This is a genomic window from Streptomyces sp. NPDC046308, assembly GCF_055588065.1.
Map to the genome: position 1 here is coordinate 537,904 of NZ_JBVJFB010000005.1, position 25,877 is coordinate 563,780.

Annotated in this window: 20 protein-coding genes; 12 read left to right on the forward strand and 8 right to left on the reverse strand. The window is 74.2% G+C overall.

Translation table 11 applies throughout. The features are described 5' to 3' along the window. Positions 1 to 37 precede the first annotated feature (37 nt). The 3 genes from ACZ6JT_RS23180 to ACZ6JT_RS23190 are packed head-to-tail and all read left to right on the forward strand — an operon-like array spanning position 38 to position 2,321. The gene (locus ACZ6JT_RS23180) at positions 38 to 673 is read left to right on the forward strand and encodes an ATP-binding cassette domain-containing protein (protein WP_469212430.1); all 636 of its coding nucleotides are present in this window, start codon (positions 38 to 40) and stop codon (positions 671 to 673) included. After that, complete coding sequence (locus ACZ6JT_RS23185; RefSeq protein WP_469212432.1) at positions 670 to 1,536, forward strand: metal ABC transporter permease; 867 nt, start codon at positions 670 to 672, stop codon at positions 1,534 to 1,536. Before ACZ6JT_RS23180 ends, ACZ6JT_RS23185 begins: the two co-directional genes overlap by 4 nt. After that, a complete protein-coding gene (locus tag ACZ6JT_RS23190) occupies positions 1,494 to 2,321 on the forward strand; it encodes a metal ABC transporter solute-binding protein, Zn/Mn family (RefSeq protein ID WP_469212434.1) in 828 nt (275 codons plus the stop codon). Before ACZ6JT_RS23185 ends, ACZ6JT_RS23190 begins: the two co-directional genes overlap by 43 nt. A gap of 110 nt (positions 2,322 to 2,431) precedes the next feature. Here ACZ6JT_RS23190 and ACZ6JT_RS23195 read toward each other — a convergent pair whose 3' ends face one another. Beyond that, entirely contained in the window at positions 2,432 to 4,111 is a 1,680-nt protein-coding gene (locus ACZ6JT_RS23195) for a class I adenylate-forming enzyme family protein (RefSeq protein ID WP_469212436.1), read from the reverse strand. Continuing rightward, positions 4,108 to 5,913 (reverse strand): CoA transferase, encoded by a 1,806-nt coding sequence (locus ACZ6JT_RS23200; protein WP_469212437.1) that lies wholly within the window; start codon positions 5,911 to 5,913, stop codon positions 4,108 to 4,110. Before ACZ6JT_RS23200 ends, ACZ6JT_RS23195 begins: the two co-directional genes overlap by 4 nt. A 144-nt stretch (positions 5,914 to 6,057) precedes the next feature. On the opposite strand from ACZ6JT_RS23200, the gene ACZ6JT_RS23205 reads away from it, so the two are divergent. Beyond that, positions 6,058 to 7,254: an acyl-CoA dehydrogenase family protein gene (locus ACZ6JT_RS23205; RefSeq protein ID WP_469212439.1), complete on the forward strand. Its 1,197-nt coding sequence runs from the start codon at positions 6,058 to 6,060 to the stop codon at positions 7,252 to 7,254. On the opposite strand, the gene ACZ6JT_RS23210 is transcribed toward ACZ6JT_RS23205, so the two are convergent. Next, entirely contained in the window at positions 7,241 to 8,281 is a 1,041-nt protein-coding gene (locus ACZ6JT_RS23210) for a sugar ABC transporter permease (protein WP_469212441.1), read from the reverse strand. The genes ACZ6JT_RS23205 and ACZ6JT_RS23210 overlap by 14 nt on opposite strands. A 56-nt stretch (positions 8,282 to 8,337) precedes the next feature. Continuing rightward, entirely contained in the window at positions 8,338 to 9,540 is a 1,203-nt protein-coding gene (locus tag ACZ6JT_RS23215) for an MFS transporter (protein ID WP_469212443.1), read from the reverse strand. 246 nt (positions 9,541 to 9,786) lie between these two features. On the opposite strand from ACZ6JT_RS23215, the gene ACZ6JT_RS23220 reads away from it, so the two are divergent. The 3 genes from ACZ6JT_RS23220 (at position 9,787) to ACZ6JT_RS23230 (ending at position 12,577) form a co-directional block, all read left to right on the forward strand. After that, entirely contained in the window at positions 9,787 to 10,545 is a 759-nt protein-coding gene (locus ACZ6JT_RS23220; protein WP_469212445.1) for a hypothetical protein, read from the forward strand. Positions 10,546 to 10,695: 150 nt separating this feature from the next. Further along, entirely contained in the window at positions 10,696 to 11,391 is a 696-nt protein-coding gene (locus tag ACZ6JT_RS23225; protein WP_469212447.1) for a sigma-70 family RNA polymerase sigma factor, read from the forward strand. A gap of 139 nt (positions 11,392 to 11,530) precedes the next feature. Further along, positions 11,531 to 12,577 (forward strand): PI-PLC domain-containing protein, encoded by a 1,047-nt coding sequence (locus tag ACZ6JT_RS23230; protein WP_469212449.1) that lies wholly within the window; start codon positions 11,531 to 11,533, stop codon positions 12,575 to 12,577. A 115-nt stretch (positions 12,578 to 12,692) separates the two neighbouring features. On the opposite strand, the gene ACZ6JT_RS23235 is transcribed toward ACZ6JT_RS23230, so the two are convergent. Continuing rightward, positions 12,693 to 13,892 (reverse strand): S8 family peptidase, encoded by a 1,200-nt coding sequence (locus tag ACZ6JT_RS23235; protein ID WP_469212450.1) that lies wholly within the window; start codon positions 13,890 to 13,892, stop codon positions 12,693 to 12,695. A gap of 293 nt (positions 13,893 to 14,185) precedes the next feature. Between ACZ6JT_RS23235 and ACZ6JT_RS23240 the strand changes: the two genes are divergently transcribed. Beyond that, entirely contained in the window at positions 14,186 to 14,395 is a 210-nt protein-coding gene (locus ACZ6JT_RS23240) for a hypothetical protein (RefSeq protein WP_376619683.1), read from the forward strand. A gap of 653 nt (positions 14,396 to 15,048) precedes the next feature. Here ACZ6JT_RS23240 and ACZ6JT_RS23245 read toward each other — a convergent pair. Continuing rightward, positions 15,049 to 16,500, reverse strand: coding sequence for an FAD-dependent oxidoreductase (locus ACZ6JT_RS23245; RefSeq protein ID WP_469212452.1), 1,452 nt, complete (start codon positions 16,498 to 16,500; stop codon positions 15,049 to 15,051). 68 nt (positions 16,501 to 16,568) lie between these two features. On the opposite strand from ACZ6JT_RS23245, the gene ACZ6JT_RS23250 reads away from it, so the two are divergent. The 3 genes from ACZ6JT_RS23250 (at position 16,569) to ACZ6JT_RS23260 (ending at position 20,888) form a co-directional block, all read left to right on the forward strand. Next, positions 16,569 to 17,219 carry a TetR/AcrR family transcriptional regulator C-terminal domain-containing protein gene (locus ACZ6JT_RS23250; protein WP_469212454.1) on the forward strand — a complete coding sequence of 217 codons (651 nt, stop codon included), beginning with the start codon at positions 16,569 to 16,571 and terminating at the stop codon, positions 17,217 to 17,219. Positions 17,220 to 17,289: 70 nt separating this feature from the next. Next, a complete protein-coding gene (locus ACZ6JT_RS23255) occupies positions 17,290 to 19,446 on the forward strand; it encodes a DUF4139 domain-containing protein (protein ID WP_469212455.1) in 2,157 nt (718 codons plus the stop codon). Between the two features lie 8 nt (positions 19,447 to 19,454). After that, positions 19,455 to 20,888, forward strand: coding sequence for a mucoidy inhibitor MuiA family protein (locus ACZ6JT_RS23260; protein ID WP_469212456.1), 1,434 nt, complete (start codon positions 19,455 to 19,457; stop codon positions 20,886 to 20,888). Positions 20,889 to 20,890: 2 nt separating this feature from the next. Here the strand turns inward: ACZ6JT_RS23260 and ACZ6JT_RS23265 are convergent, their stop codons facing one another. Next, positions 20,891 to 21,319: a Fur family transcriptional regulator gene (locus ACZ6JT_RS23265; protein WP_469212458.1), complete on the reverse strand. Its 429-nt coding sequence runs from the start codon at positions 21,317 to 21,319 to the stop codon at positions 20,891 to 20,893. A 207-nt stretch (positions 21,320 to 21,526) separates the two neighbouring features. Here ACZ6JT_RS23265 and katG point away from each other — a divergent pair, with 207 nt between their 5' ends. Beyond that, the gene (gene katG / locus ACZ6JT_RS23270) at positions 21,527 to 23,716 is read left to right on the forward strand and encodes a catalase/peroxidase HPI (protein WP_469212459.1); all 2,190 of its coding nucleotides are present in this window, start codon (positions 21,527 to 21,529) and stop codon (positions 23,714 to 23,716) included. A gap of 129 nt (positions 23,717 to 23,845) precedes the next feature. Here the strand turns inward: katG and recQ are convergent, their stop codons facing one another. Further along, positions 23,846 to 25,849: a DNA helicase RecQ gene (gene recQ, locus ACZ6JT_RS23275; protein ID WP_469212461.1), complete on the reverse strand. Its 2,004-nt coding sequence runs from the start codon at positions 25,847 to 25,849 to the stop codon at positions 23,846 to 23,848. Positions 25,850 to 25,877: the final 28 nt, after the last annotated feature.

Genomic DNA, 25,877 nt, shown 5'->3' on the forward strand with positions numbered 1-25,877 from the left:
CGAAGTCATCCTGCTGCAGAGGATCGAGGGACGAGAGATGGGCGGGCTGGACGTCCACCTGCGCGAAGTGGGCTGCCGGCACGGCCGGGTGGAGGCCGTCGCCGACGTGGATCTGGAGATCGCGGCCGGTGAGCGGGTGGCCCTGACCGGAACGAACGGTTCGGGCAAGACCACGCTGCTGCGCGCCGTGCTCGGCCTCCACCGGCAGGTGTCGGGCGCGATCACGGTCGGCGGACGCGGCACCGGTTCGGCCGCGGAGTGGGCGTGGCGGCGCCGGGCCTGCGCCTGGATCCCGCAGAAGCCGGCCGCGGGGCGCTTCCCGCTGCTCGGCGCCGAGCTGCTGGCGAGCAGCGGCGCCGCGGCGGACGCGGCCGAGGCGGCGGACCGGCTCGGGGTGGGTCCGCTGACCGGGCGGCCCCTGCACACCCTCTCCGGGGGCCAGTTGCAGCGCATGTACCTGGCCCGGGCGATCGGTTGCGTCGCCGCGGGGGCACAGGTGCTCCTGGCCGACGAGCCGACGGCCGCCCTCGACTTCGACGGCCAGGAGGAGGCGGCGGACGTGCTCACCTCCCTGCCGGTGACCCTCGTCGTGGTGACGCACGACCGCGCACTGGCCCGGCGCTGCGACCGGGTGCTGGAGATGGCCGCGGGCCGGCTGCGGGAGGTCCGATGACGCTCGCCACCGCCGACCTGGGCGCGCTCCTGCAACTCCTGCCCGTGCAGCGGGCGGGCATCGCCCTGCTGCTGGCCGCCGTCGGGCTGCCGGTGATCGGGGTGGTCATCGTGGGGCTCGACATCATGCCGGTCCGGTTCGCGATGATGCACGTCGCCCTGCTCGGCATCGCGGTCGGCCTGCTCACCGGCCTCGACCCCATGCTGTGCGCGCTGGTGGCCTGCGCCCTGGCCGGCGCGGGCGTCGCACCGCTCGCCCGCACCCCGGACGGGCTGTCGGGGGCGATGGGGCTGCTGATGAGCCTGGCCATCGCGGCGGCCCTCCTGCTGCTCGCCGTGTCGGGCGTCAACGCCTCCGGCGCGTTCGCCCTGCTCTGGGGGTCGATCCTGTCGGTGGGCACCGCCGATCTCGTGGTCCTGGGGGTGCTCGCCGTCGTGGTCCCCGGCCTGTTCTGGTGGCGGCGGCGCGAGATCGGCCTGCTCCTCCACGACCGCGAACTCGCCCAGTGTGCCGGCGTGCCCGTGCGGGCGCTGACGGCGGTCCTCCTGGTCCTCGTCGCCGTCGCGGTCGCCGGCGCCATCAAACTCACCGGAGCCCTGCTCGTCGACGCGCTGACGCTGCTGCCCGCGCTCGCGGCCCGTCGCCTCGGCAACTCGCTGCGGTCGATCACCCTCTGGGCGGTCGGCATCGGCGTCGTCGTCAACCTGACGGGGTTCCTGCTGGCCCTGTGGCTGGACTGGCCTCCCGGCCCGGTCCTCGTCCTGACGGCGGGGGCACTCGTCCTCGCCGTGCACTTCATACCCGAACGGAGAACCAGCACATGGCGCGCACCCGCGGCCGTATCCCTTCCCTCCTCGCACTGAGCGCGGCGGTCCTCCTCACGGCCGGCTGCGGAGACGACGGCGGCGCCGGCAGCGGTGCGGCCGGCGACAGCCCGGCGCCGGCCGGCGCCCCGGCCGCCAAGGACAAGCCCGTGGTGGTCGTGACCACCACCTGGGAGGGTGCCTTCGCCCGGGCCGCCGGCGCCCAGGACGTCAAGGTCATCGTCCCGCAGTCCGTGCACCACGCCCCCGACTACGACCCGAAGCCCTCGGACCTCGCCGCCGTCGCCAAGGCCGACTTCGTGCTCTACGCGCCCTTCGAGCCGTACGCGGCGAAGATCAAGGAGGCCGCGGGTTCCAAGGCGAAGCTGGTCGAGGTCAACCTCGACAACGACCCCGACAAGGTCAAGGCCGAGGTCGACAGGCTGGGCGCCCTCTTCGGCACGGCGGGCGCCGCCACGCAGTGGAAGACCGGCTTCGACACGGAGTACGCGAAGCTGAACCAGGACGTGCGGGCGGCCTGGCCCGGCGGCAAGAGCCCCTCCGTCGTCTCCCAGGTCTTCACCGGCTGGGCCGCGAAGCTCGCCGGGGCCACGCCCGTGGGCACGTTCGGGCCGGAGGCCGTCACCCCGTCGCAGCTCGCTGACCTGTCCGCGAAGAAGCCGGCGCTCGTCCTGGACAACGCCCACATGTCCACCGGCACGGTCCTGCCCGACTCCGGCGCCAAGCAGGTCAAGATCGTCAATTATCCGGGCGACGACCTCGACCTCCTGCCGGTCTACCGCAACGCGGCGGCCGAGCTCAAGAAGGCCATGGGCGCCCCCTGACCCGAGCCGCCAGGCGCGGTGACGACGGGAGGGCACGCGCTCGGCGCGTGCCCTCCCGTCGTGCTCGAGGGGGGCCGGCCGGCTCGGTGTCGGCCGGCCCCCCCGCCCCCTCATCCCGCCTGGGCCAGCGGGACGCTTCCGACTTCCGGCAGCGGGCGTACGTCGGCCAGGCACGCGCGCAGGGCGGCCCGGTCGGGCTTGCCCGCCGGGGTCAGCGGGAGTTCGGCGACGATCAGGAGCCGCTCGGGGAACTTGCGCTGTTCCAGCCCGCGCTCCGCGAGGTGCGCGCCGATCTCCTCCAGGGAGGGCGCCTGCGCCGTGCGGGGTACGACGCAGGCCGCCAGCCTCTCCCCCATCACCGGGTCCGGAACGCCGACGCACACCACGTCGCGCACCAGCGGGTGGGAGGCCAGCTGGCGTTCGACCTCGGCGGGGCTGATGTTGGCGCCGCCCCTGATGACGATGTCCTTGAGCCGACCGACGATGTGCAGGGTGCCCGCCTCGTCGAGGAAGCCGAGGTCTCCGGTGCGGACCCAGCCGTCGGGGGTCCGGTAGCGGGCGTCGAGGTCCGGGGAGGCGACGTAGCACAGCGGGGTCATCGGGCCGCGCGCGATGATCTCCCCGACCCGGCCGTCCGGCAGCGGCTCGTGCGTCTCGGTGTCGGCGATGCGGATCTCGGCGACCCGGGGGTCGGGGCGCCCGGCGACGACCCCCTGGCCGTCCGCGGGCGGGGTGTCGTGGTCCAGGCCGGTGTGGCAGTTGACGCCGTCGGCCGAGCCGTAGAGGTTGACGACGGGGCAGCCGAAGGCGCGGGCGGCGTCCGTGGCCGTGCGCTCGTCGAGCGCGGAGCCGCCGAGGACGAGGGCGGTGGGGGCGGGCAGCGGGTCGTCGTCGCCTTCGAGCCGGTCCAGCATCATCCGCACCATGGTCGGTACGCCGAGGATGTGCGTGGGCGCGTGTTCGCGCACCGCGGCGAGGGCCGTTTCCGGGGTGAAGTGGTCGAGGAGGACGAGCGTGCCGCCGTGCCGGGCCAGGGTGACGGCCGTCCCGTTGGAGCCGAAGGCGGAGCCGAGCGGCACCAGGAACAGGCAGCGCGGCGCGGTCCCGTCGGGCATCAGCGAGGCGAGGAAGTTGCCGCGACCGCCGGCGAGGGCGTTGTGCGAGTACGCGACCATCTTCGGCTCGGCTTCGGAACCGGAGGAGACGAGGATGCGGGCCGCGCCGTCCGGGTCGGGCCGGGCCGGTACGAAGGCGCTGGCGTCGGAGCGCAGCAGGGCGGAGAAGGCGATCGTTCCCTCGGGGGCCGTCCCGGTTCCGGCGGCGATCACGTGCCGGAGGGCGGGCAGGGCCGGTGCCAGGGTGTGCAGGTCAGCGGCGTGCCGGCTGCCGCGGTGCTCGGTCGCGGCGATCACGGCGACGGCCTCGGCGCGGCGCAGCAGGCATTCCGCTTCCAGGCTGCCGCGGCCGACGGGGAACGGCAGGGCCACCGCGCCGAGGGCGGCCAGGGCCAGGTCGGCGATGACGGCGTTCCGGTTGTTCGGGAGCTGGACGGCGACCACGTCGCCGGCGCGTATGCCGAGGTCCCGCAGGCCGCTGGCCAGACATCGGACTTTGCGGTCGAGCGCGGTGTAACAGAGGGGACCCTTGGCGTCGATGACGGCGGTGGCGTGCAGGTCGGCGATCTGCCGGGCCCGGAACAGGCTGTAGAGGTCGAGGTCGGGGCAGGTGCCGTCGACCACCCAGGAGCGGCGGAGGTCGGCGGGCAGCAGGTCGTTCAGTTCGACGGTCATCCGAAGCTCCAGGGGTCGGGAACAGCAGGGGCGCCGTGCGTGTCGCGGCTGATCGAGCCGGTGAAGCGCGGGTCGTGGTGCAGGTCGGCGAGTTCGGTGGTGACGGCGGTGGCCGTCAGGCCGTGCTGCCGCAGCTGCTCGAGGGCGTCCGCGGTGGGCAGTTCGCGCAGGTCGTACGCTCCCGCGGCGGGGGCGGACTCGTCGGTCGGGGCGATCCAGCCGTCGGCCGTGGGCAGGGGGCGCCGGAATCCGGCCGGCCGCCGGGGGTTCTCGCCGCGTGCCGCGCGTCGCAGGGCGGGGGCGGTCAGGGTGTCGGCGGCGCCGAGCAGGGAGGAGTCGACGCGGACGCCGTGGCCGGTGCGTTCGCGCAGGAGGAGTCCGGCGAGGACCGCCTCGGTGCCGTGCAGTGCGCCGAGGACGTCGAGGAGGGTCATCAGCGAGGGGGCCGGGGGCTCGTCCTGGGGGCGGACGGCCTCGCCGACCGCGGTGCGGGCCTGGACCATGAAGTCGGTGCCCATGGGGGCGTCGTCGAGCCGGTCGGCCCAGCCGCTGGTGTACGCGTAGACCAGAGCGGGGTTCACCGCCGCGAGGTCGTCGTGGTCCAGGCCGAGTTCGGCGGCCTTGCCCGGGGCCCAGTTGTGCAGGAAGACGTCGGCGTCCGCGGCCATCTCGCGCAGGCGGCGCCGGTCCGCGTCGGCCTTGATGTCGATCTCCACGGCCCGCTTGCCGCGGTTGAGGGCGAGCCAGCGCGCGGAGATCCCGGAGCAGGCGGGCGGCATGCCGCGCAGCGGGTCGCCGCCCGGCGGCTCGATCCGGATCACCTCGGCGCCCAGCAGGCCCAGCAGGTGTGCGGCGAGCGGGGCCTGGATGCGCCGGCCGGCCTCCAGGACGGTCAGTCCGGCCAGCGGCCGGGCCGCGGCGAGGCGGTCTTCGCGCGTGTCTTCGCGCCCGGTGCGACCCCCGTTCCCACGGCCGGCTTCCGGCCCGAGGAGCCGGAGCGCCCACGGGGCGGCGCCGTCGTCCTCCAGCGCCCTCTCCCCGAGCGTGCGCAGGACGCACACCTCGGCGCCGGAGAGGGCCGCTGCCCGCCGGATGCCCGTCATGGGAGTGGCCCGGGTGATCTCGTGGAGGGCTGCCGGGAAGGGCGCGCAGGCGGTGGCGTACCGGAACTGGAAGGGTCGCCAGCCTGCCCGCATCGCGTCGGCGGGCGCCTCCAGCGCACGCCAGAAGGCGGCCCAGGCACCCGGGTCGAGGGTTTCCAGTTCGAAGAGGACGCCCTCGGCGGAGCGGAAGGGCGGCCCCCCGGCGGCGAGTTCGGCGGCTTCGCCCTCGTCGGCTCCGGCGGCGGCGAGGTACTGGGACACCGTCAGCAGACCCGCCCGGTCCGCGCGGGTGGCGACCCGGGCGGCGGCTCCTCCGCGGGCCTGGCCGATGAGGCCGGCGAGCAGCCCCTGCACGGTCAGGACGGCGGTGGCCGTGGCCGCGTAGTCGGCGGCGAGTCCCCGTGGGGCGCCGTCCCGGCGGCCGTGCACGGCCATGATGCCGGTGGCGGCCTGCACGGTCGCCTCGTCGACGAGCCCGCTCTCGCGGCCCGCCCAGGTGGCGACCGCGTGCGCCGGTGCGAAGCCGCCGCCGGTGAGCGTGATGCGGTCCGGCGGAGCCTCCTGGCCACGAGGGCCGCCGCTCGCGCCGAGCATGCGGAGGTGGTCGGCGACCACACCTGTGATCTGCGGGGGTCCCGAGGTGTCGAAGCGCAGTGTGTCGAGCGGCCGGACCGTCTGCGTGGTGGCTGGTGACGCCATGCCTCTCCTCTCCCGGCGCGGCGGTGGCCGTCGCCCGGTTCGTGCGATACGCGAGGAACCGGGGGGCGTCCGCGCCCGACCAGTTCCACGGACAGACAGTCGGACAACCGTTCCCACGCGTTCCCGGGAATGAGGAGGAAAACAGTGACGGATCCACACACGCCCACCCAAGCCCCCCTCCAGGGCGGTGAGTTGGGGGACCGGATCGCGGCCTTCGTCCGCGGCCGGGTGATCCCTCGGGAGGACGTGCTGGACGCCGGCGGCCCGGCGGCGGCCGAGGCACTCGCCGAGTTGGGGCGGCAGGCCCGCGCGGACGGGCTCTGGGCGCTCCCGCTCCCGGCCGAACTGGGCGGCGGCGGCCTGTCCTTCGCCGCGTACGCCGCGGTGGCCGAGGAGGAGGGCGCCAGTGACCACGGCCCCGCCGCGCTCGGCTCCGCTCCGCTGCTCGACGTCACCATGCTGGCCCGCCACGGCACGCCCCGGGTCCGCGAGGAGTACCTGGAACGGCTGGTCTCCGGGGAGATGCGTACCTGCTACGCCATGACGGAGCCGGACGTGCCGGGCACCGACCCGTTCTCGACCGCGACCGCCGCCGAGCGCCTGGCGGACGGCAGTTGGCGGGTGACCGGCCGCAAGTGGTTCACCTCGGGCGCCGCGGGCGCCGACCTGGTGACCGTGATGGCCCGCACCGGCGGGAGCGCCGGGGACCGCGCCGGGCTCTCCCTGCTCCTGGTGCCGACCTCCTCTCCCGGTTTCCGGGTGGTGCGCGAACTCCCCGTGCTCGGTGGGGCGGGTCAGTACGAGATCGCCCTCGACCGGGTCCGGGTGCCCGCCAACCACCTCCTCGGCGAGCCCGGCGACGCCCTCGCCGTCGCGGGTGAGCGGTTGCTGCTCGGCCGTACGCTGCGCTGCCTGCGCTGGCTGGGCCAGGCCCGGCGGGCCTTCGACCTCATGTGCGAGCGGGCCGCCACCCGCAACGGGTCCCGTGGGCCCCTCGCCGACCAGCAGCTGGTCCAGCAGCACGTCTTCGACGCCCTGCTCGCGCTGCGCACCACCCGGCCCCTCGTCCGCGAGGCGGTGGACCTGATCGCGTCCGGGCGGGACGCCCGTACGGAGGTGGGGCTCGCCAAGGTGGCCGCCGCGCGGATGCTCCAGCAGGTCACGGACTCGGCCATCCAGGTCCACGGCGCCGCCGGGCTCGGTCCGGACACCCCGCTGCCCGCCCTCTTCCGTACGGGCCGCGCCGCCCGGATCCTCGACGGCCCCGACGAACTCCACATCACCGCCGTGGCCCGCCGCGTCCTGCGCGACTACGGCCCGGGGCCCGCTACGCGCGGGTGATGTCGACCAGGCCGTCCAGGGCGGCCAGGCCGAGCGCGAGGAAGAAGTCGCCCCAGATCAGCTCGTGCCGGACGGCCAGCCCCTTCGCCGCGTCGTAGCAGCCGTCCAGGAGCATCCCCGGTGGACGGCCGGAGCACGCACCGGTCAGGTGCGCCTGCGCCAGGCGGTTCAGGATGGCCACGGCCCGGTCCGAGCACGCCTGCGCCCGGGGGCCCGGGACCCGTGCGAGCTTCAGCAGGGCCACCGCGGTGATCGCGGCGGCCGACGTGTCCAGGGGGCCGGCGGGCCGGGAGGCGTCGGCCGGCGGGACCAGCCGACCTGCGAGCACCTCCCCTTGCGCCAGCAGCTGTCCGGTGGCCTCGTCGAGCCGGGCGCGGGCCCCGCCCACGACGTCGGGCCGCACCAGTGCGTCGGCCACGGCCAGGAGCAGCCAGGCCCGGCCGCGGCTCCAGCCCGGCGCGGGATCGTCGCACGGCTGCCATCCGGTGCTCTCGTCGAACAGCCGGGCCGGCCACAGCCAGGGGTGCCGCTCGGCGCCCGCGCCGAGGCAGAGGTCGAGGTGCCGGTGGAGGTGGGCCGCCGCGGCGGCCGTTCCGCGTGCGTCGGCGCCCGCCAGCAGGGGCACCATTCCCGGTACCCCGTCCACGCGGGCCAGCAGGCGGGGCCCGCCGAGCGCGTCGCCCCAGGGGACCAGGCCGAGTTCGGGGTCGTAGGCGGACAGGCAGGCCCGGGCGGCCCGTTCCCGCAGCCGGGCGGCTTCGCCGTCGGCCCCGGCGAGCGAGGTCCCGTACCAGAAGATCAGCCCCCGGGTGGCGGTGTCGGCGTCGGCCCAGGGAGCGAGCCGGGCCGTGCACGCGGCGGCGGCCCGCCGGTCGGCGTCGGTACCGGTGTGGCGGGCCCGCAGCCACAGCAGCCCGGCCCAGAAGCCTCCGGTCCAGGAACCGCGGCCGGTGGTCGTCCACCGCCCGTCGTCGGGCCGCGCGTAGAGCGGGAAGCGGTCGCCGACCTGGGCTTCGGTCACGCTCACGCGCCCGATGACGGCCGCGAGGGCGTTTTCGGCCCAATCCGTGGGCACCGCGCCGTTCACGGGGCGGTCTCCCGCCGGTCCCGCGAGGCCCATGCGAAGGCGACGGCTGCCGCCGCCGCGAACTCCACGGCGACGAGCAGCCATCCGTGGCCGTACCGGCCGCTCCCGGCCGGCAGTCCGAACAGCGGCGGCCCCAGGGCGAATCCGCCGAAGAACCCGGCCGCGACGAGCGCCGAGTCCTGTCCGGCCCGGCCCGGCGCGGCCCGCTGCACGACCAGCACCATGGACACGGCGTTCCCGGACACGGCGAACACCCCGACGGCGACGGCCCCGAGCCACACCAGCGGGCTCGCGAGGAGCGCGGCGCCCAGGAGGAGGGCCGCCCCCAGCGCGCCACAGGCGAGCCATCCCGGCAGCCACTCGGCCCGTCCGGGCCTGGCCGCCTTCGACCAGCCGATCCGGCCGGCGATCCCGGCCACGCCCAGTACGGCGACCAGGGCGCCGGCCGCGGTCGGACCCATCCCCAGGCGCTGCGCCCCGAAGAGGGCCAGGTAGGTGTTGACCGAGGCGATCCCGGCCCCGAGGAACAGGGAGAAGGCCGCCAGCCAGGCGACCATCCCGCGGGGGACGAGCGGGCCGCGCGGGCCGGCCGGGGGCGGCGCGGGATCGTCGGGCAGCGCCCGCAGCGCCCACCCCGCGGCGAGGAGGGCCGCGCCCGCCGCCGTCCACACCGCGCCCCGCCAGCCGATCCCGCCCGCCAGCAGGACCAGGGGCAGCCCGGCCACGAAGGCGCCGAGCTGCACGCCGGACTGCTTGAGTCCGGTCACCGCGCCCCGCCGGGCCGGCGCGACGACGCGCATGATGGCCTTGTTGGTGGCGGGATTGGCCAGCGCCTGCGGTACGCCGCCCAGTGCGACGGCGCCCAGCAGCGCACCGGTGCCGGGTGCGGCGCCGATCAGGGCGAGCGCGGCGGCCGACACCACCAGCAGGACGACCAGTGAGCGGCGCGGACCGATCCGGTCCACGATCCGGCCGCCGGCCGGGGACAGCAGCGCGGCCGTCCCGAAGCCGAGCGTCGTCGTCAGCCCGAGGACCGCGGGCGAGACTCCCAGTTCGTCCACCAGCCGCGGGCCCAGGGCCCCGAGGAGGAACAGCTGGAGCATCGAGAACGCCATGGCGCAGGTGAGCAGCGCCGTCAGCGGTCTTCCCGTGCCCTCGTCGGCATGCGCCGGCACGGTCGCGGGTTCCTCCACCGCCACTGATGGCTCCCTTCCGCACGCTGCGCGCACATCCCTTCGACCGGCCAGTCAGTCGGCCGGCAAGGGCTCCCGGTTCCCCGTGGGTCGTGTGGTCCGGCTCACAGGGGGCGGGCGCTCAAGGCGCGGCCGGGCCGGCCACCAGAACTTGTCCAGAAGTGCGCAGCCTTCTTCGAAGTCCCGGACGCTGGTGCGAGGATGAGCCCCGCCATGAACCCGGGCCGATGTTCACGAGTCGTACGGGCTGCGATGTTCGCAGCCCTCTGCGTGCTGCTCGCGGCCACCGGCCACATCCTGATGTCGGGCACGGCGGTGCCCTGGTGGGCCCTGTCCGCCGCGTTCGCCGGCACGGCGGGTGCGGCCTGGGCCTTCGCCGGACGCGAGCGCGGGCTGCTCGCCGTCACGGCCGCGGCCGTGACCGTCCAGGCCGGGCTCCACGCGGGGTTCTCCCTGGCCCAGTCCCTGGTCCACCCGTCCCTGCCCTCCGGCACCTCGTTCGCCCGTCAGTGGGCGCAGTACCTGACCTGCGCAGAGGGGGCGACCTCTGGCGTCTCCCCGCGCGAGGCGCTGAAGGTGGTCGACGAGGCCGGGGTCGGCGGGCTGATCTTCCGGCCACCGCCCGGCACCGCGTTCTCGGGGGCCGGCGCCCACGGCCACCACGCCATGCACGAGATGGCCGGCTCCGTGTCCGCGGGGCCTGCGATGCCGGGCGCGGGCCACGACATGGGCGGCGGCATGTCGCCGACGGCGATGCTCGCCGCCCACCTCGTGGCCGCGGTGCTGTGCGGCCTGTGGCTCGCCTACGGAGAGCGAGCCGCCTTCCGCATCCTGCGCGCCGTCGCCGGATGGCTCTGGACGCCGCTGCGCCTGCTTCTTCGCCCGGCCGCGACCGCGCACCCGCCGCGCGTCCTCGTACGCCGCGTCCGGCGGCGCCACGCGCTGCGCCGGCTCCTCCTCGTCCACGCCATCACCTCACGGGGTCCCCCGGCGGGAGTCGCTGTCGTCTGACAGCCGGCTCCCCGAGCACGCGTCGGCACCCGCGTTCGCGCCCGCCCTCCGCGCCTCGGGCCTCGGCCCTGCCCTCCGGCAGGCCGTACACCCTTCACCGGCCCCGCCCGCACGCGGCGCCGGTCCCCCTTCCCCGAAGGACCTGTGGCGATGACTCCTGCCCTGACCACCCAGAACCGTCCCGCCGTCGAGCGGCCGGACCGGCACACCGCCGACGCGGCGGTGACCCGACTGGCCCTGGAGGCCCGCGACGGCGACCCCGCGAAGGCCGACCGTTTCGTCCGCGCGCTGCACCGCGACGTGTGGCGCTACGTCGCCTACCTCAGCGCCGACACCCAGGCCGCCGACGACCTCACCCAGGACGTGTTCCTGCGGGCCCTCGCCGCACTTCCCCGCTTCGAGGGCCGCTCCTCGGCGCGCACCTGGCTGCTGTCCATCGCCCGCCGCACCGTCGTCGACAGCCTCCGCCACGCCGCGGCACGGCCCAGGCTCTCGGACCGGTACGACTGGCAGACCGCCGCCGAGCAGACCCAGCCGCACGACGTGCCGGGCTTCGACGAGGGCGTCGCGCTCGCCGAACTCCTGGCCACGATCCCGTCCGAACGCCGGGAGGCCTTCGTCCTCACCCAGCTCCTGGGCCTGCCGTACGCCGATGCGGCCGAAGCCATCGGCTGTCCCATCGGCACCGTCCGCTCGCGCGTCGCCCGCGCCCGCACGTCCCTCGTCGAACTGCTGACGGGCACCGCCGCGGCGGCGCCCGCGCGGGAGAACCCGCTGCCGGAGCGGGGACTCCGGTTCGTCACACCGGCCGTGCGCAAGGGCGCGCTCACCGCGACGCCCGCCTGATCCGGCCGGGGCGCGGGAGGGTTCGGCGTGCGCGACGCCGCCCTCCCGTGGCCCCGCGGAACCAGGTGCGTACGGGTACTCCGCATCCGCGGGCCGGCGCGCTACCCTCCGCCCCATGATTGACATGAGCATGTTAAGCATGCGCGGGCGCCGTCGGGGACGTACCGCCCGGCACGCCTTCGTCGGCCTCCTGCTGCTGGCCCTCCTCGGCGCGGCGACCGCCCCGGCCGCCTCGGCCCCGACCCGCGCCCCCGTCCCCGTCGCCGCCCCGGCGGGCACGAGCGCCGCCGAGGCCGCGGCCGCCCGCTGGGGCGACCGGCGCCTGGACGAGGCCGCCTTCCTCACCACCCACAACGCCTTCACCAACTACGAGGACTCCCGCTGGAGTTCGGTGAACCAGGCCGAGTCGGTGCGCGCCCAGCTCGACAACGGCGTCCGCGGCCTGAGCCTGGACACGCACTGGTACGAGCGCAGCACCTGGCTGTGCGTCATCAGCTTCGGCAGCGACTGCTACCCCAGCGACGTCTACCTGTGCCACGGCGACTGCAAGACCTTCGCCGGCGCCACGTACGCGCTCCCCCGGCAGTCCTTCCACGGCACGATGCAGACCGTGGTGGACTTCCTCGCCGCCCATCCGCAGGAGGTCGTGACCGTCTTCCTGGAGGACTACGTCAGCGCCGGGCAGCTGGCGCAGTCCCTCGGCCGGGTCCGGGGGCTGCCCGAGATGGTGTTCCGGCCCGACGACTGGGGCGTGCGCGAGCACGGCTGGCCCAAGGTGGCCGACCTCGTCACCGCCGGCAAGCGGCTGCTGATCTTCTCCGACCGCTCCGACCGCGAGCACCTGGGCGTCATGTACGACAAGTCCTGGACGGTGAGCAACTACTGGAGCCTCGGCGACCTGGGCAACGACCTCGGCTGCGTCAGCCGCTGGCCCGACGTGCCCCTGGACCGTCAGGAGCCGGGATTCCGAAGGCTGTTCACCATGAGCCACCACCGCAATGTGCCCACCGTCATGACGGCGGCCCTGGACAACGGCGCCAAACTGAGGGACCGCATCGCCGGGCAGTGCCGGACGGCCACCGGGGGCCGCGATCCGAACTACGTCTCCGTCGACTTCCACCGACTGTCGGACGGAAGCGGTCACACCCCCGCCTCGATCGTCGCGGAGCTGGGCTCACGGCCCTGATGCGCGCACGCACGACGAAGCGGCCCTCCACGGTGTGGAGGGCCGCTCCCGGTCACTGCCCACCGCGAAGACGCGTTACCGCGTTACCGCGTCGGCGCGTGGTCGCGTCGGCGCGTTACGGCGCGACCTTCAGCAGCTTGTTCGCGGTGCCGGAGGACGGGTTCTTGATGGCCCCCTTCGTCGCGGCCCCGGTCAGCGCGGCGGCCGTGTCGGCGGGTGTCGCGGACGGGTGGGCCGCCAGGTAGAGAGCGGCGGCACCCGCCACGTGCGGGGAGGCCATCGACGTCCCGGAGATCGTCTTGACCGCCGTGTCGCTGTCCTTCCAGGCCGACGTGATCTCCGAGCCGGGCGCGTACAGGTCCACGACCGAGCCGAAGTTCGAGAAGTCCGACTGCTGGTCGCCCTCGGTGCTCGACGCCACCGTCAGGGCCTCGGGCACCCGGGAGGGCGAGCCCTGACCGGCGTCCGAGGACTCGTTGCCGGCCGCCACGGCGAAGGTCACGCCGGAGGCGACGGCCCGCTTGACGGCCGCGTCCAGCGCCTCGTCGGCGCCGCCGCCGAGGCTCATGTTGGCGACGGACGGCCCGGAGTGGTTCTTCGTCACCCAGTCGATGCCCGCCACGACCTGCTCGGTGGTGCCGGAACCGTTGTCGTCCAGTACCCGCACCGCGACGACCTTGGCCTTCTTGGCGACGCCGTGGGCGGTGCCCGCGATGGTGCCCGCCACGTGCGTGCCGTGGCCGTTGCCGTCGTCGGCGGTGTCGTCGTTGTCGACCGCGTCGAAGCCGTGAGCGGCGCGGCCACCGAAGTCCTTGTGCGAGATCCTGACCCCGGTGTCGATGACGTACGCCGTCACCCCCTCCCCGCCGCCGTCCGGGTACGTGTACTTCTGGTCACCGGCCGTGGCCGCCTGGTCGATCCGGTCCAGGCCCCAGGACGGGGGCTTCTCCTGGGTCTCGTTGATGTGGAAGCGCTTGTTCTGCACGACCGCGCCGACGGCGGGGTCCGCGGCGAGCCGCTTCGCCTCCTTCGGCGTCATGCCGGACGCGGAGAATCCGTTGACCTGGGAGCCGTAGGAGCGCTCCAGCTTGCCGCCGTACTTCTTCGCCAGGTCCTCCTTGTTCGCGGATGCGTCGAGGATGACGACGAAGCTGCCGTCCACGGCGTCCGGGGCGCCGAGTCCGTGCACCGTGCCTTCGGCCGGTGTGGCCGCCCCTGCGAGGGGGCTCGCAAACAGGGCCGCCGCAACCGCAGTTGCTGCGCCCGCGGCTATACCCGCGTTGCGAAGGGCGTTGGATCGCTTGTGAGTTGCCATGTAGAGGGTTCTCCTCGTGTTGACGTGTGGGGCGTCAAACGTTCTGGAGAACCCTGTTCCGATTGACAGGAGCAAATCAAGGGCGAACCAGGGGTAAGGGCTTTTTCAACAAGGTTTCTCAATAGCTCCTCCGCAGCCCCTCCATCTCGCACACATGCCCTTGTGAACCCCTTCACGAAATAGCCACAAGATCGTTCCGGAGCGGGAAGCCGAGGGCGCGGCGCGCGTTTGGCGGGGGGCCTGAGGGGTTAGGCGTCGGTTGCGGGGAAAACCCGTGAGGAGTGTGAACCGTCATGGGCGCAGACAAGCACCAGACACCGGACACGGGCCGCGGGGAGCGGATCCGCGGGCGGTCGCCGGCCCCCGACCAGCTGAAGACGGGCGGCCGGCCGCGCAGCCCCGACGAGATCGCGCACGAGCGCGGCCGCGAGGACGCGACGATGCGCGACGTGATGCACGACCTGCGTGAGGAGGACCTGGACGACATGCGCGACGACCGCTGACGGCCGGCGCCGCCCGCGGGCAGGGAAGACCGGGGGCCGCGGTCGAGTGCGGCCGCGGAGCGTCCGCCGACGCAGGACGAGGAGCGGCCCGAGCTGTCCGGCTAGCCGGACTCGCCGGTGAGGCACGCGTGGCACAGGCAGCGGTCCGGGTGCGGGCCGAACGGGGCGATCTCCCGCCCGGTACCGGCGTGCGTACTCCTCCAGCGTCGCGGAGGCGGTCGCCGCGAACTCCGCGCCGAACCCGTGTGACCGGCCGGCCCGGCCGGCCTGGGCCAGCCGCTGCAAGGCGCGCGGCGTGTGGACGAGCTTCGGCCGGAAGCCGTACAGGTGGCGCGTGGCCGTGTCGATGGCTATCCACCTGCCGGTGTGCCGTTCGCGGCCGATCACGGTGAGCCGGTCGCCTCCCGGGCCCCAGTACACACGGGCGACGTACACCTTGGCCCCGCCCTTGAAGCTCTTCGTCCCCGGGCGCAGTTCCCGGCCGCCCGCTCCGCACCGGCGCCAGGCCACGACGTTCGCCGCCACCAACCAGACCGGCTCCGGCAGGGCGTCCGACTCGTCCATGCGACCTGCCCCTCGCCCTCGCCCAAGCCCCCGCCCGGACCACGGCGGCCATCCCAAGCAGGGCCCGATACCGAGGGGACAGGCTTTTTTCAGCGGCTGATCGCGGCCGCGTAGGAGGCCAGGCCCTCCGCGGTCGTCCCGGCCCAGCCGACGTAGCCGTCGGGGCGGATCAGGAACACCCCGTCCCCGTACGCCTCGTACGAGGGGATCCGCACGGTGCGCACGTCCGCGAGACCGGGGAGTGCGGACGGCGCCGGCAGACCGGCCACCTCGGAACCGGTGCCAACCGTCAGCAGGGTCCAGTGCGTTCCACGGAACTCGTCGAAGAGCCGGAGGCCGCCGCGCACCCCGTCCGGCGCGCGGTCACCCGCCCGCAGCGCCTCCTCGGCCAAGCCGTCGCGGGTCTCCACCGCGAGGGCCGAAGTGCGGTAGCCGATGCCGAGCTGCCGGGTGGCCTCCCCGCGCCGGGCTTCGCCGCGGTGGATGCGGGTGGACAGGCCGAGCATGTCGGCGGCGACCGGCAGCCGCTCCTCCTCGTAGGAGTCCAGCAGCGAGGCGTGCGCTTCCCCGCTCAGTACGGCGGCCAGCTTCCAGCCCAGGTTGTAGGCGTCCTGGACGCTGGTGTTGAGGCCCTGTCCGCCGGCGGGCGAGTGCACGTGCGCGCTGTCCCCGGCGAGGAAGACCCGGCCGTCGCGGAAGCGGTCGGCCATCGCGGCCCGCGGCCGGAAGTCCGAGGCCCACCGCACCTGCGTCACGTCGCCGGGCGCGAGGTGCGAACGGGCGCCGACGACCTTGCGGATCCCGTCGAGCGAGAGGTCCGGCTCGGTGCCCTCCGGGAACGCCGCCACCACCTGGAACTCGTCGGTCGAGGCCAGGGGCCAGATGGCGAGGTAGCCGCCGCCCTCGGCCGGCGGGAAGACGTGCATGTGGTCGCGGTCGAGGCCCTCGATCCGGACGTCGGCGACCAGCATCGGGCTCGGGTCCACGCTCTCGCCGGTCATGCCGATGCCCAGCGCCCGCCGGACGGTGGACCGGCCGCCGTCCGCGGCCACGGCGTACCGCGCCCGGACCGGCGGCCCGGAGACGAAGGCGGCCGTCACGCCCTCCGGGTCCTGCTCGATGGCGGCCAGCTCACGGCCGAAGGCGATCCCACCGCCCAGTTCCGCGAGCCGCGCGGCGAGGATCTCCTGCGTCCGCCACTGCGGAACCATCCAGGGCTCCGCGTACGGGGCGCCCTCGGTCGGCTCGGCCGCGTCGAACATCCGGTGCTCGCCGGTGCGGACGCCGTCCTGCCAGATCACGCCGACCGGGTACGAGGCTCCGGCCGCCCGGATCGCGTCGTGGACGCCGAGGTCGTCGAGGACCTCCAGGGTGCGGGGCTGCAGGCCCTTGCCGCGCGATCCAGGGAAGAGGGCACCGGCCCGCTCGACGACGAGGGCGTCGACTCCGCGCCGGGCGAGGTCGATGGCCAGCGCGAGCCCGGTGGGGCCGGCTCCGACGATGAGCACGTCGGTGTGCTGTGCGGGGGCATGCGTGTTCACGGCTTTCTCCTTAACGTTGTTAAGTGCAGCGGGCCCAGCATGTATTTAACGGTGTTAAACTGTCAAGCGTGGCAACCCGGAAACCCCCCAAGCTGGACAAGAAGCAGGCCGTCGACACCGCGCTGCGGCTGCTGAACGAGGTCGGCCTCGACGGACTGACCCTGCGCGCGATCGCCAAGGAGCTGGACGTCCAGGCCCCCGCGCTCTACTGGCACTTCAAGAACAAGCAGGAACTCCTCGACGAGATGGCCACCGAGATGTACCGCCGGATGGTCGCCGGGCAGCGGACTCCCTCCGGCGCCACCTGGCAGGAACAGCTGATGGCCTTCAACGCGGGGCTGCGGGCCGCCCTGCTCGGCTACCGCGACGGCGCCAAGGTCTACAGCGGCTCCCGCTTCACCGGCACCGAGCACGCGGTCCAGCTGGAGGAGCACCTCCGCGCCTTCGTCGAGGCCGGGTTCGAGCCCACCCAGGCCGTGCGGGCCCTCACCACCGCCTACTACTTCACCCTGGGCTTCGTCACCGAGGAACAAGGGGTCGAACCCCTGCCGGGTGACCGCCGCGACGGCTTCGACGTCGACGAACGCGCCGCGCGCATGGCGGACTTCCCCCTGGCCGCCGCCGCGGGGGCCGAACTCTTCCAGGACTTCACCACGGGCTTCGAGGAGGGCATGCGCCTGCTCATCGCGGGCATCGAGGCCCGCTACGGCATCGCCTGAGCCGCCGCCACGACCGACGCCGCGGGTGCGGGCGTAGGCTTCGCCCATCGGCACGGTGGGGGCGGAGCACATGACGACGGAAACGGCAGACACGACAGGGACGGCAGGGATCTGGGGGGCGACCCTCGATTCGGTCGTGGTGTACGCGCAGGGGGCCCTCTGCCGCCGCCTGGCGCGGGGCAGCGTGCCGCCCGACGGCCGGGTACGGGTGCCCGGACTGCCCCGCTCACTGGATCCGGGCTCGCTGCGGGCCCGTGTCCTGGGCGCTCCCGGGGTGCGCGTCACCGAGGCCCGGGTGGAGGTCGAGGCCGAACCGCTCGGCGCGGGCACGCCCGACGCCCTGCGGCGCGAGGTCGAGCGGCTCGCCGACGCGCACGCGGCGGCGCAGGGACGCCGTAACCGTCAGCTCAGCCTGATCGAGGAGGTCCGGTCCCTCCACCCGGTGCCGCCGCCCCGCGAACGAGACGACCCGCACCGCCGCACCCCCGTCGACGCGTGGCTGGAGCTGGCCGACTTCGTCGACGCGCGGCTGGCGGGACTGCACTCCCGCCTCGTGGAGCTGGAGGAGGAACTGCGCACCGCCGAGCACGCGTTCTCCGTCGCCGCCGACCGGCTCGCTCGTGCCTCCACCGACGCGCCCTCCTCCCACGTGGAGACCACGCTCTGCGCGGCCCTGACCCTCGTGGGCGCCGGCGAGGACGAGGTGGAACTGGAGCTGGAGTACGGGGTACCGGGCGCCGTCTGGGTGCCGGCCTACCGGCTCACGCACCGTCAGGGCGACGACAGCGGGAAGCTGGTACTCCGCGCCTCGGTCGCCCAGCGGACCGGCGAGGACTGGACCGGGGTGCGCATCGCCCTGGCCACCGCCGATCTCCGCCGCCGCACCGACCTGCCGAAACTCCGCTCGGTCCGGATCGGACGGCGTCAGCCGGCCCCCGCGCCCTCCGGCTGGCGGGAGCCCCCCGCGGGTCTCTCCGGCCTGTTCGCCGGGTACGAGGCGGCCGGCCCGCGCCCCGTCGCGCCCCCCGGCCCCGCGACGGCCGGGGCCGGCTCCGATTTCCTGGCCGCCTCGGCCCACCTCACGTGGGGCGCCTCCGCGACCTCGGTGACTTCGGTGACCTCCGTGGGCGGCTCCCCGTACGGTCCCGTTCCGCCACCGCCGCCTCCCCCGCCGACGCCCGCCCCACAGGGCTACGGCGGGGCGATGCCCGACTTCGCGCTGCCGCCCCCCGCGCAGCCCGCCGCCTCGCGGCCGGGCGGCCGGGCAGGTTCCGCCTCCCGCTCCTTCGCCGGGGCGCCCGCCGCCATGCCACCCGCCGCCATGGCGCCCCCGGCTCCCGCGGCCCCGGGCGGAGCCCCGCCGCCGCCCCGTCCGGAGCCGGTGGCCGGTCCGCCGCAGCCGAGCGGCGCCGAGCTGGACTACGCCGCCCTCGTCCTGTGCGGCCCCGACGAGCCGGGCGGCCGCCGGGGCCGGCTCTTCCCCGGCTCGCCCGTCGACCCGGTGGCGGCCGAGTGCCGGCGCCGCGCCGAAACGGTGGCCTCACTGCCGCTGCCCGGACGGTCCGTGCGGCCCCGCGAGTCGGCGGGGTCCTTCGACCACCGCTTCGACGCCACCGCACGCGCCGACGTCCCGTCCGACGGCACCTGGCACACCGTCACCGTCGCCGAGGTCCCGGTCGGCCTGCGCACCGAGTACCTCTGCGTGCCGTCCGTGGAGCAGACCGTGTACGCCACGCTGGTGCTCTCCAACGCCACCGACCAGGCACTGCTGGCCGGCCCGGTCGAGGTCGTCGTCGACGACGAGTTCCTGCTGACCGCCGCGCTGCCCACGCTCGCCCCCGGCGCGGTCCGCCGGGTCGGGCTCGGGGCCGCCGAGGGCATCCGGGTCACCCGCCGGACGAACCTGCGCGAGTCGACCTCGGGCCTGCGCAACAACACCACCGTGCTCGACCACCGCGTGCACGTGGAGCTGGCCAACCGGCTGGCGCGGCCCGTCACGGTCGAAGTCCGCGAGCGGGTCCCGGTCACCTCCGATCCGGACGTCCGCATCGAGGAACGGGCCGACTGGACGGCGCCCGAGGAGGGCACGGGGCCCGAACACCACGCCCCGGGCACCCGCGTCTGGCGGCTGGACCTGCCCGCAGGCGCCACCGCCGCCCTCGACGGCGGCTACGAGATCCGCATCCCGACCGGCAAGGCCCTGGTCGGCGGCAACCGCAGGAGCTGACGCACCCCATGTCCACGGCCCCGAAGCCGATCGCCCTCCCCGTCACCGCCGTCACCTGTCTCGAGGACCGCGCCCATGTCGAGCGCACCGCCGTGCTCGACCTGGAGGCCGGGGTCCAGCGACTGCGGCTCGGTCCGGTCAGTGCCCTGGCCGTCGACCGCACCCTCCACGCCGAGCTGACCGCCGCACACCCGGCGACCGTGCTCGACGTGCGGATCGTCCGCGACTGGACCCCGCGCGGGCCGCTGCCGTCCGCCGACGAGGACTCCGCGCTGCGCCACCGCGTGCACGCCCTCGAGGAGGAGCGGCTGGCCGAGGGCCGGCTGCGCGACCGGCTGCGCGCCCGCCTCGACCTGCTCGGCCGCCTCACCGCCGACCTGCTGCGGGACATCGGCGAGGGCGCCGGTGCGGGCGAGGCCGAACCGCCCCGCTGGGCGCGCGAACTGGACCGGCTGGACGCCGAGCGCGACACGTACGGCGAGCGACTGCGCACCGTCGAGGCCCGGATGGCCGCCCTCGGCACCGAACTCGGGGCCGTCCAGCGGGCCATGGACCTCTCCGAGGAGGAGCCCGCCGAGCTGCTCGGCCACGTCGAGCTGACGGTGGAGGCCGCGGCCGCCGGACCGGTCGGGCTGCGTCTGAGCCACCTCACGCCGTGCGCCCTGTGGCGGCCCGCCTACCGGGCCTTGCTCGACGGGGACGCCCTCACCCTGGAGACGGACGCGGTCGTCTGGCAGCGCACCGGCGAGGACTGGTCGGACGTACGGCTGACCCTGTCGACCGCGCGCTCCGCGCTGGCCACCGACCCGCCGCGGCTGGACGAGGACCGGCTGACCCTCACGGACCGCTCCGCGGCGGAGCGCCGCACGGTCGACGTCGAGCTGCGCGAGGAGGAGATCGGGGCCCTCGGCCCGGCTCCGGTGCTGGGCCTGCCCGGGGTGGACGACGGCGGCGAGGCGCGCGTACTGCACTCCCCCGCGCCGGTCTCCGTGCCCGGGGACGGCCGCGCCCACCGGGTGCCGCTGTCCGTCTTCACCACGGCCGCGAGCAGCGAGTACGCCTGCTCGCCGGAGGTCTCGCCGCTGGAGCTCGCCTTCGGCAGCCGCGACGACCACGGGGTGGTGCGGGAGACCGAGGAGACCCGCGAGGGCGCCGGGATCATGCAGCGGACCGTGGTCACCCGCACGGTCCGGCTGCACCTGTCCCGGTTCTCCGCCCCCGGCGAGCGCGGTGACCGGGTGGTCGTGGTCCGGGAGCGGATCCCGGTGTCCGAGGTCTCGGCGGTGGAGGTGCGGCTGCGCGGGGAGGCCTGTTCCCCGTCGCCCGAGGTGGTCGACGCCGACGGGATCGTCCGCTGGGACGTCGCCCTCCCGCCGGGCGGTCGGCGCACGGTCACCCTGGTCTACGAGCTGTCGGCGAGCTCCAAGGTCGCCGGGCTGTGAGCTCACGCGTGCGGCGGGCCTGAAGCGCAGGAGGGGCACAGCCCGCGGTAGGTGATCTCGGCCTCGGACACCGTGTAGCCGAAGCGTTCCTCCGCGGGCAGGCCGGTCAGGGGGTCGCCGGTCGGGTGGACGTCGCGGATGAGGCCACAGCCGGAGCACACCAGGTGCTGGTGCGGATGGTGGGCGTTGGGGTCGTAGCGTTTGGCGCGGCCGTGCGCGGAGACCTCCACGACCTCCCCGAGGGCGACCAGTTCGCCCAGCGTGTTGTAGACGGTGGCCCGGGAGATCTCGGGCAGCCGCCTCGCCGCGCGGGCGTGCACCTCGTCGGCCGTGAGGTGCACGTGCTCCCCGTCGAGGACCTCCGCCACGACGCGCCGCTGGGACGTCATGCGCCAGCCGCGTCCTCGCAGCCGTTCCGTCAGGTCACTCATGCCGGTCCACCTCTCCCTTGCGCGCCGGGCCGGAAAACCTGCGCGGGCCGGAAAACAATTCCCGTTCCACTTCCGCTTCCGTCACCCTCTGCGTGTTCTCGTGGCTGCGCGGTCTGCGGTGCGCGACCATACGGACGCCGATACACGCTCGATTATCGGCGCCGTTCGTGAGCAGAGGGAAACACCGAGACAGGAAGAAGGACTGACGTGTCCGGCAGTGAAAGCGAGAACCCGGTCATCCCCGCCCCGACCCCCACGCCGACTCGCCCCCGGTCGAACCGGGACTGGTGGCCGAATCAGCTGGACCTTCAGGTTCTCCATCAGAACTCGCCACTGTCCGATCCTCTGGATGAGGACTTCGACTACGCGAAGGAGTTCGCGTCCCTGGACCTCGACGCGCTGAAGCAGGACGTGTTCGAGCTGATGACGGCTTCGCAGGACTGGTGGCCCGCCGACTACGGACACTACGGGCCGCTCTTCATCCGGATGAGCTGGCATGCCGCGGGCACCTACCGCATCGAGGACGGGCGGGGTGGCGGCGGCTCCGGCGCCCAGCGCTTCGCCCCGCTCAACAGCTGGCCGGACAACGCGAGCCTCGACAAGGCGCGCCGTCTGCTCTGGCCGGTGAAGCAGAAGTACGGCCAGAAGATCTCATGGGCCGATCTTCTGGTTTTCGCGGGTAACTGTGCGATGGAATCGATGGGGTTCAAGACGTTCGGTTTTGGATTCGGACGAGAGGACATCTGGGAGCCCGAGGAGGTTTTCTGGGGCCCTGAGGACACCTGGCTCGGGGACGAGCGCTACAGCGGCGACCGGCAACTCGCCGGTCCTTTCGGCGCCGTGCAGATGGGTCTGATCTACGTCAATCCGGAGGGGCCCAACGGCAATCCGGATCCGCTCGCCGCCGCCAGGGACATCCGCGAGACGTTCAAGCGCATGGCGATGAACGACGAGGAGACGGTCGCGCTCATCGTCGGCGGCCACACGTTCGGCAAGTGTCACGGCGCGGTCGGTGCCGAGTACATCGGTCCGGAGCCCGAGGCCTGTCCGATCGAGCAGCAGGGTCTCGGCTGGAAGAACTCCTACGGCAGCGGCAGCGGCGTCCACGCGCTCACGAGCGGGCTGGAGGGCGCCTGGACCTCCGAGCCGACGAAGTGGGACAACGGCTACCTGGACAACCTGTTCCGCTACGACTGGGAGCTGACGACGAGCCCGGCCGGCGCGCACCAGTGGACCCCGAAGGACCCCTCGGCCCAGGGCACGGTGCCCGACGCCCACGATCCGTCGAAGCGGCACGCTCCCATGATGCTGACGACGGACCTCTCGCTGAAGCTGGATCCGGTCTACGGCCCGATCTCGAAGGCCTTCCACGAGAACCCCGACCGGCTCGCGGAGGCGTTCGCCAAGGCCTGGTACAAGCTGCTGCACCGCGACATGGGCCCCCTCTCCCGGTACCTCGGCCCGTGGATCCCGGAGCCGCAACTGTGGCAGGACCCCGTACCCGCGGCCGATCACCCGCTGATCGGGGACGCGGAGATCGCCGACCTCAAGGCCCGGATCCTCGCCTCCGGACTGTCCGTATCCCAGCTGGTCACCACCGCCTGGGCGGCGGCCGCGAGCTTCCGCGGCACGGACAAGCGGGGCGGGGCCAACGGGGCCCGGATCCGGCTCGCTCCGCAGAAGGACTGGGAGTCCAACGCCGTGCCGGAGGTGACCGAGACGGTGAGCACCCTGGAGCGGATCCAGCAGGAGTTCAACGGCTCGCAGGCCGGGGCGGCGAAGGTATCGCTCGCCGACCTGATCGTGCTGGGCGGGTGCGCGGCCGTGGAGCAGGCCGCGAAGAACGCCGGGCACACCATCACGGTCCCGTTCGCGCCCGGGCGCACGGACGCCTCGCAGGAGCAGACCGACGTGGAGGCGTTCGCCGTACTCGAACCGAGGGCGGACGGTTTCCGCAACCACCTGCCGGCAGGAGAGAAGCTCGCGCCGGAGACCCTGCTGCTGGACCGCGCCAACCTGCTGACCCTGACCGCGCCCGAGATGACGGTCCTGGTCGGCGGCATGCGGGCCCTGAACACCGGCATCAGCGGGTCCTCCCACGGCGTCCTCACCCAGCGGCCGGAGACGTTGACCAACGACTTCTTCGTCAACCTGCTCGACATGGGCACGGAGTGGAAGGCGTCGGCCACGGCGGAGAACGTGTTCGAGGGCCGGGACGTCGCCACGGGCCAGCCCAAGTGGACCGCCACCGCCGTCGACCTCGTGTTCGGTTCGCACTCCCAGCTCCGGGCCCTCTCGGAGGTCTACGCCTCCAAGGACGCGGGAGAGAAGTTCGTACGCGACTTCGTGGCGGCCTGGAACAAGGTGATGAACCTCGACCGGTTCGACCTCGCCTGAGCCCGGTGTCCCGGCCTGTCGCCGAAGAGCCGGCCCGCTTCCCGGCCCGTCACCCGATCGCGGCCTGACCGCCGCCGCGCCCGGCAGGCGGCGGGCCTGCCGGGCGGCGGGCCGCTCTGCGCGGACCGGCTACTGCCAGTCCTCCCACGGCGGTTCCTCGTCCAGGTCGTAGGGCGGCTCTTCGTCGATCCGCCCGGCCGGGACCGGCCGGGCGGAGTCGGTCGGCGGCTCGGTGGCGGGCCCGGGTACGGCGGCGGCAGGCCCGGCAGCGGGGGCGGGGGCGGTGCACTCCGCCAGGGTGTCCAGGACTCCCTGGGCGTACTTGGCGAGCTTGGCCTCGCCGACCCCGCCGATGGTGCCCAGCTCCGCCTCGGTGGTGGGAAGGCGCGTGGCGATCTCCCGCAGCGTCGCGTCGTGGAAGACGACGTACGCCGGTACGCCCTGCTCGCGCGCGGTCGCGGCCCGCCAGGCGCGCAGCGCCAGGAAGAACGGCTCGGCTCCGGCGGGCAGATCGACCGGGACGCGGGCGCCCTTCCCGGAGCGCGACCCGGACTCCTTCTTCGCCGGGCCGGCCGGCGCCTTCTCCTTGCGCATCGGGACGCTGCGGCGCCCGCCCAGGACCTCGCCGCTGTCGTCCGTCAGCACGAGCGTCCCGTAGTCGCCCTCCACCGCCAGCAGCCGCGACGCCAGCAGCTGGCGCACGACACCGCGCCACTCGGCGGTGCTCAAGTCGGCTCCGATGCCGAACACCGAGAGCGCGTCATGGTCGAACTGGATGACCTTGGCCGTCTTCTTGCCCTGCAGGATGTCGATGATCTGGCCGGCGCCGAACTTCTGGCGCCGCTCCCGCGCGAGCCGCCACACCGTGGACAGCAGTTTCTGCGCCGGGACCGTCCCGTCCCAGGACTCGGCCGGCGTGAGGCAGGTGTCGCAATTGCCACACGGTTCGCCCGACTGCCCGAAGTACTCCAGCAGCCGCGTCCGGCGGCAGTCGACCGTCTCGCAGAGCGCCAGCATGGCGTCCAGATGCATGCCGAGGGACCGGCGGTGGGCCTCGTCCCCGTCGGAGCCTTCGATGAGCTTGCGCTGCTGGACCACGTCCTGCAGACCGTAGGCCAGCCACGCCGTGGCCGGCTCTCCGTCACGGCCTGCGCGGCCGGTCTCCTGGTAGTAGCCCTCGACCGACTTCGGCAGGTCCAGGTGAGCGACGAAACGCACGTCCGGCTTGTCGATGCCCATGCCGAAGGCGATCGTGGCCACCACCACGACCCCGTCCTCCCGCAGGAAGCGCGCCTGGTTCGCCGCGCGCGCACGGGCGTCCATTCCGGCGTGGTACGCCACGGCGTCGATGCCCTGCTCCGCCAGGAAGGCCGCGGTCTTCTCCACCGAGGCCCGCGAGAGGCAGTAGACGACTCCGGCGTCCCCCTCGTGCTCGGTCCTGATCAGGTCCAGCAGCTGCCGCTGCGGGTTGCCCTTCGGGACGATCCGGTACTGGATGTTCGGCCGGTCGAAGCTGGCGACGAAGTGCCGGGCGTCCTCCAGACCGAGCCGGGCGACGATCTCGGCGTGGGTGGCCTCGGTGGCCGTCGCGGTGAGCGCGATCCGCGGCACCTTCGGCCAGCGCTCGTGCAGCATGGACAGCGCGAGGTAGTCGGGCCGGAAGTCGTGGCCCCACTGGGCGACGCAGTGCGCCTCGTCGATCGCGAAGAGCGACACCGTGCCGCGGTCGAGGAGCCGCTGGGTGCCCTCGGTGCGCAACCGCTCGGGGGCCAGGTAGAGGAGGTCCAGCTCGCCTGCGAGGAAGGCCTGCTCGACGGCCTGCCGCTCGTAGGGGTCCTGCGTGGAGTTGAGGAACCCGGCCCGCACGCCGAGGGCGGTGAGCGCGTTCACCTGGTCCTGCATCAGGGCGATGAGCGGCGAGATCACGACGCCCGTGCCGTCCCTGACGAGCGCGGGGATCTGGTAGCAGAGCGATTTGCCGCCGCCGGTGGGCATCAGGACGAGGGCGTCACCGCCGCCGACGACCTGGTCGATGATCTCCCGCTGCTCACCGCGGAAGGAGCTGTAACCGAAGACGCGGTGCAGCACCTGCAGAGCATCGGAGATTTCGTGGGAGGTGTCCGGAGCGGCCATTCGAGAAGCCTAGCGGCACCCGCCGACA

Coding starts and splice junctions, on each gene's coding strand:
- ACZ6JT_RS23180 (WP_469212430.1), top strand. CDS start 38: ATGGGCGGGCTGGACGTCCACCTGCGCGAAGTGGGCTGCCGGCACGGC.
- ACZ6JT_RS23185 (WP_469212432.1), top strand. CDS start 670: ATGACGCTCGCCACCGCCGACCTGGGCGCGCTCCTGCAACTCCTGCCC.
- ACZ6JT_RS23190 (WP_469212434.1), top strand. CDS start 1,494: ATGGCGCGCACCCGCGGCCGTATCCCTTCCCTCCTCGCACTGAGCGCG.
- ACZ6JT_RS23195 (WP_469212436.1), bottom strand. CDS start 4,111: ATGACCGTCGAACTGAACGACCTGCTGCCCGCCGACCTCCGCCGCTCC.
- ACZ6JT_RS23200 (WP_469212437.1), bottom strand. CDS start 5,913: ATGGCGTCACCAGCCACCACGCAGACGGTCCGGCCGCTCGACACACTG.
- ACZ6JT_RS23220 (WP_469212445.1), top strand. CDS start 9,787: ATGTTCGCAGCCCTCTGCGTGCTGCTCGCGGCCACCGGCCACATCCTG.
- ACZ6JT_RS23225 (WP_469212447.1), top strand. CDS start 10,696: ATGACTCCTGCCCTGACCACCCAGAACCGTCCCGCCGTCGAGCGGCCG.
- ACZ6JT_RS23230 (WP_469212449.1), top strand. CDS start 11,531: ATGCGCGGGCGCCGTCGGGGACGTACCGCCCGGCACGCCTTCGTCGGC.
- ACZ6JT_RS23235 (WP_469212450.1), bottom strand. CDS start 13,892: ATGGCAACTCACAAGCGATCCAACGCCCTTCGCAACGCGGGTATAGCC.
- ACZ6JT_RS23240 (WP_376619683.1), top strand. CDS start 14,186: ATGGGCGCAGACAAGCACCAGACACCGGACACGGGCCGCGGGGAGCGG.
- ACZ6JT_RS23255 (WP_469212455.1), top strand. CDS start 17,290: ATGACGACGGAAACGGCAGACACGACAGGGACGGCAGGGATCTGGGGG.
- ACZ6JT_RS23260 (WP_469212456.1), top strand. CDS start 19,455: ATGTCCACGGCCCCGAAGCCGATCGCCCTCCCCGTCACCGCCGTCACC.
- ACZ6JT_RS23265 (WP_469212458.1), bottom strand. CDS start 21,319: ATGAGTGACCTGACGGAACGGCTGCGAGGACGCGGCTGGCGCATGACG.
- recQ (WP_469212461.1), bottom strand. CDS start 25,849: ATGGCCGCTCCGGACACCTCCCACGAAATCTCCGATGCTCTGCAGGTG.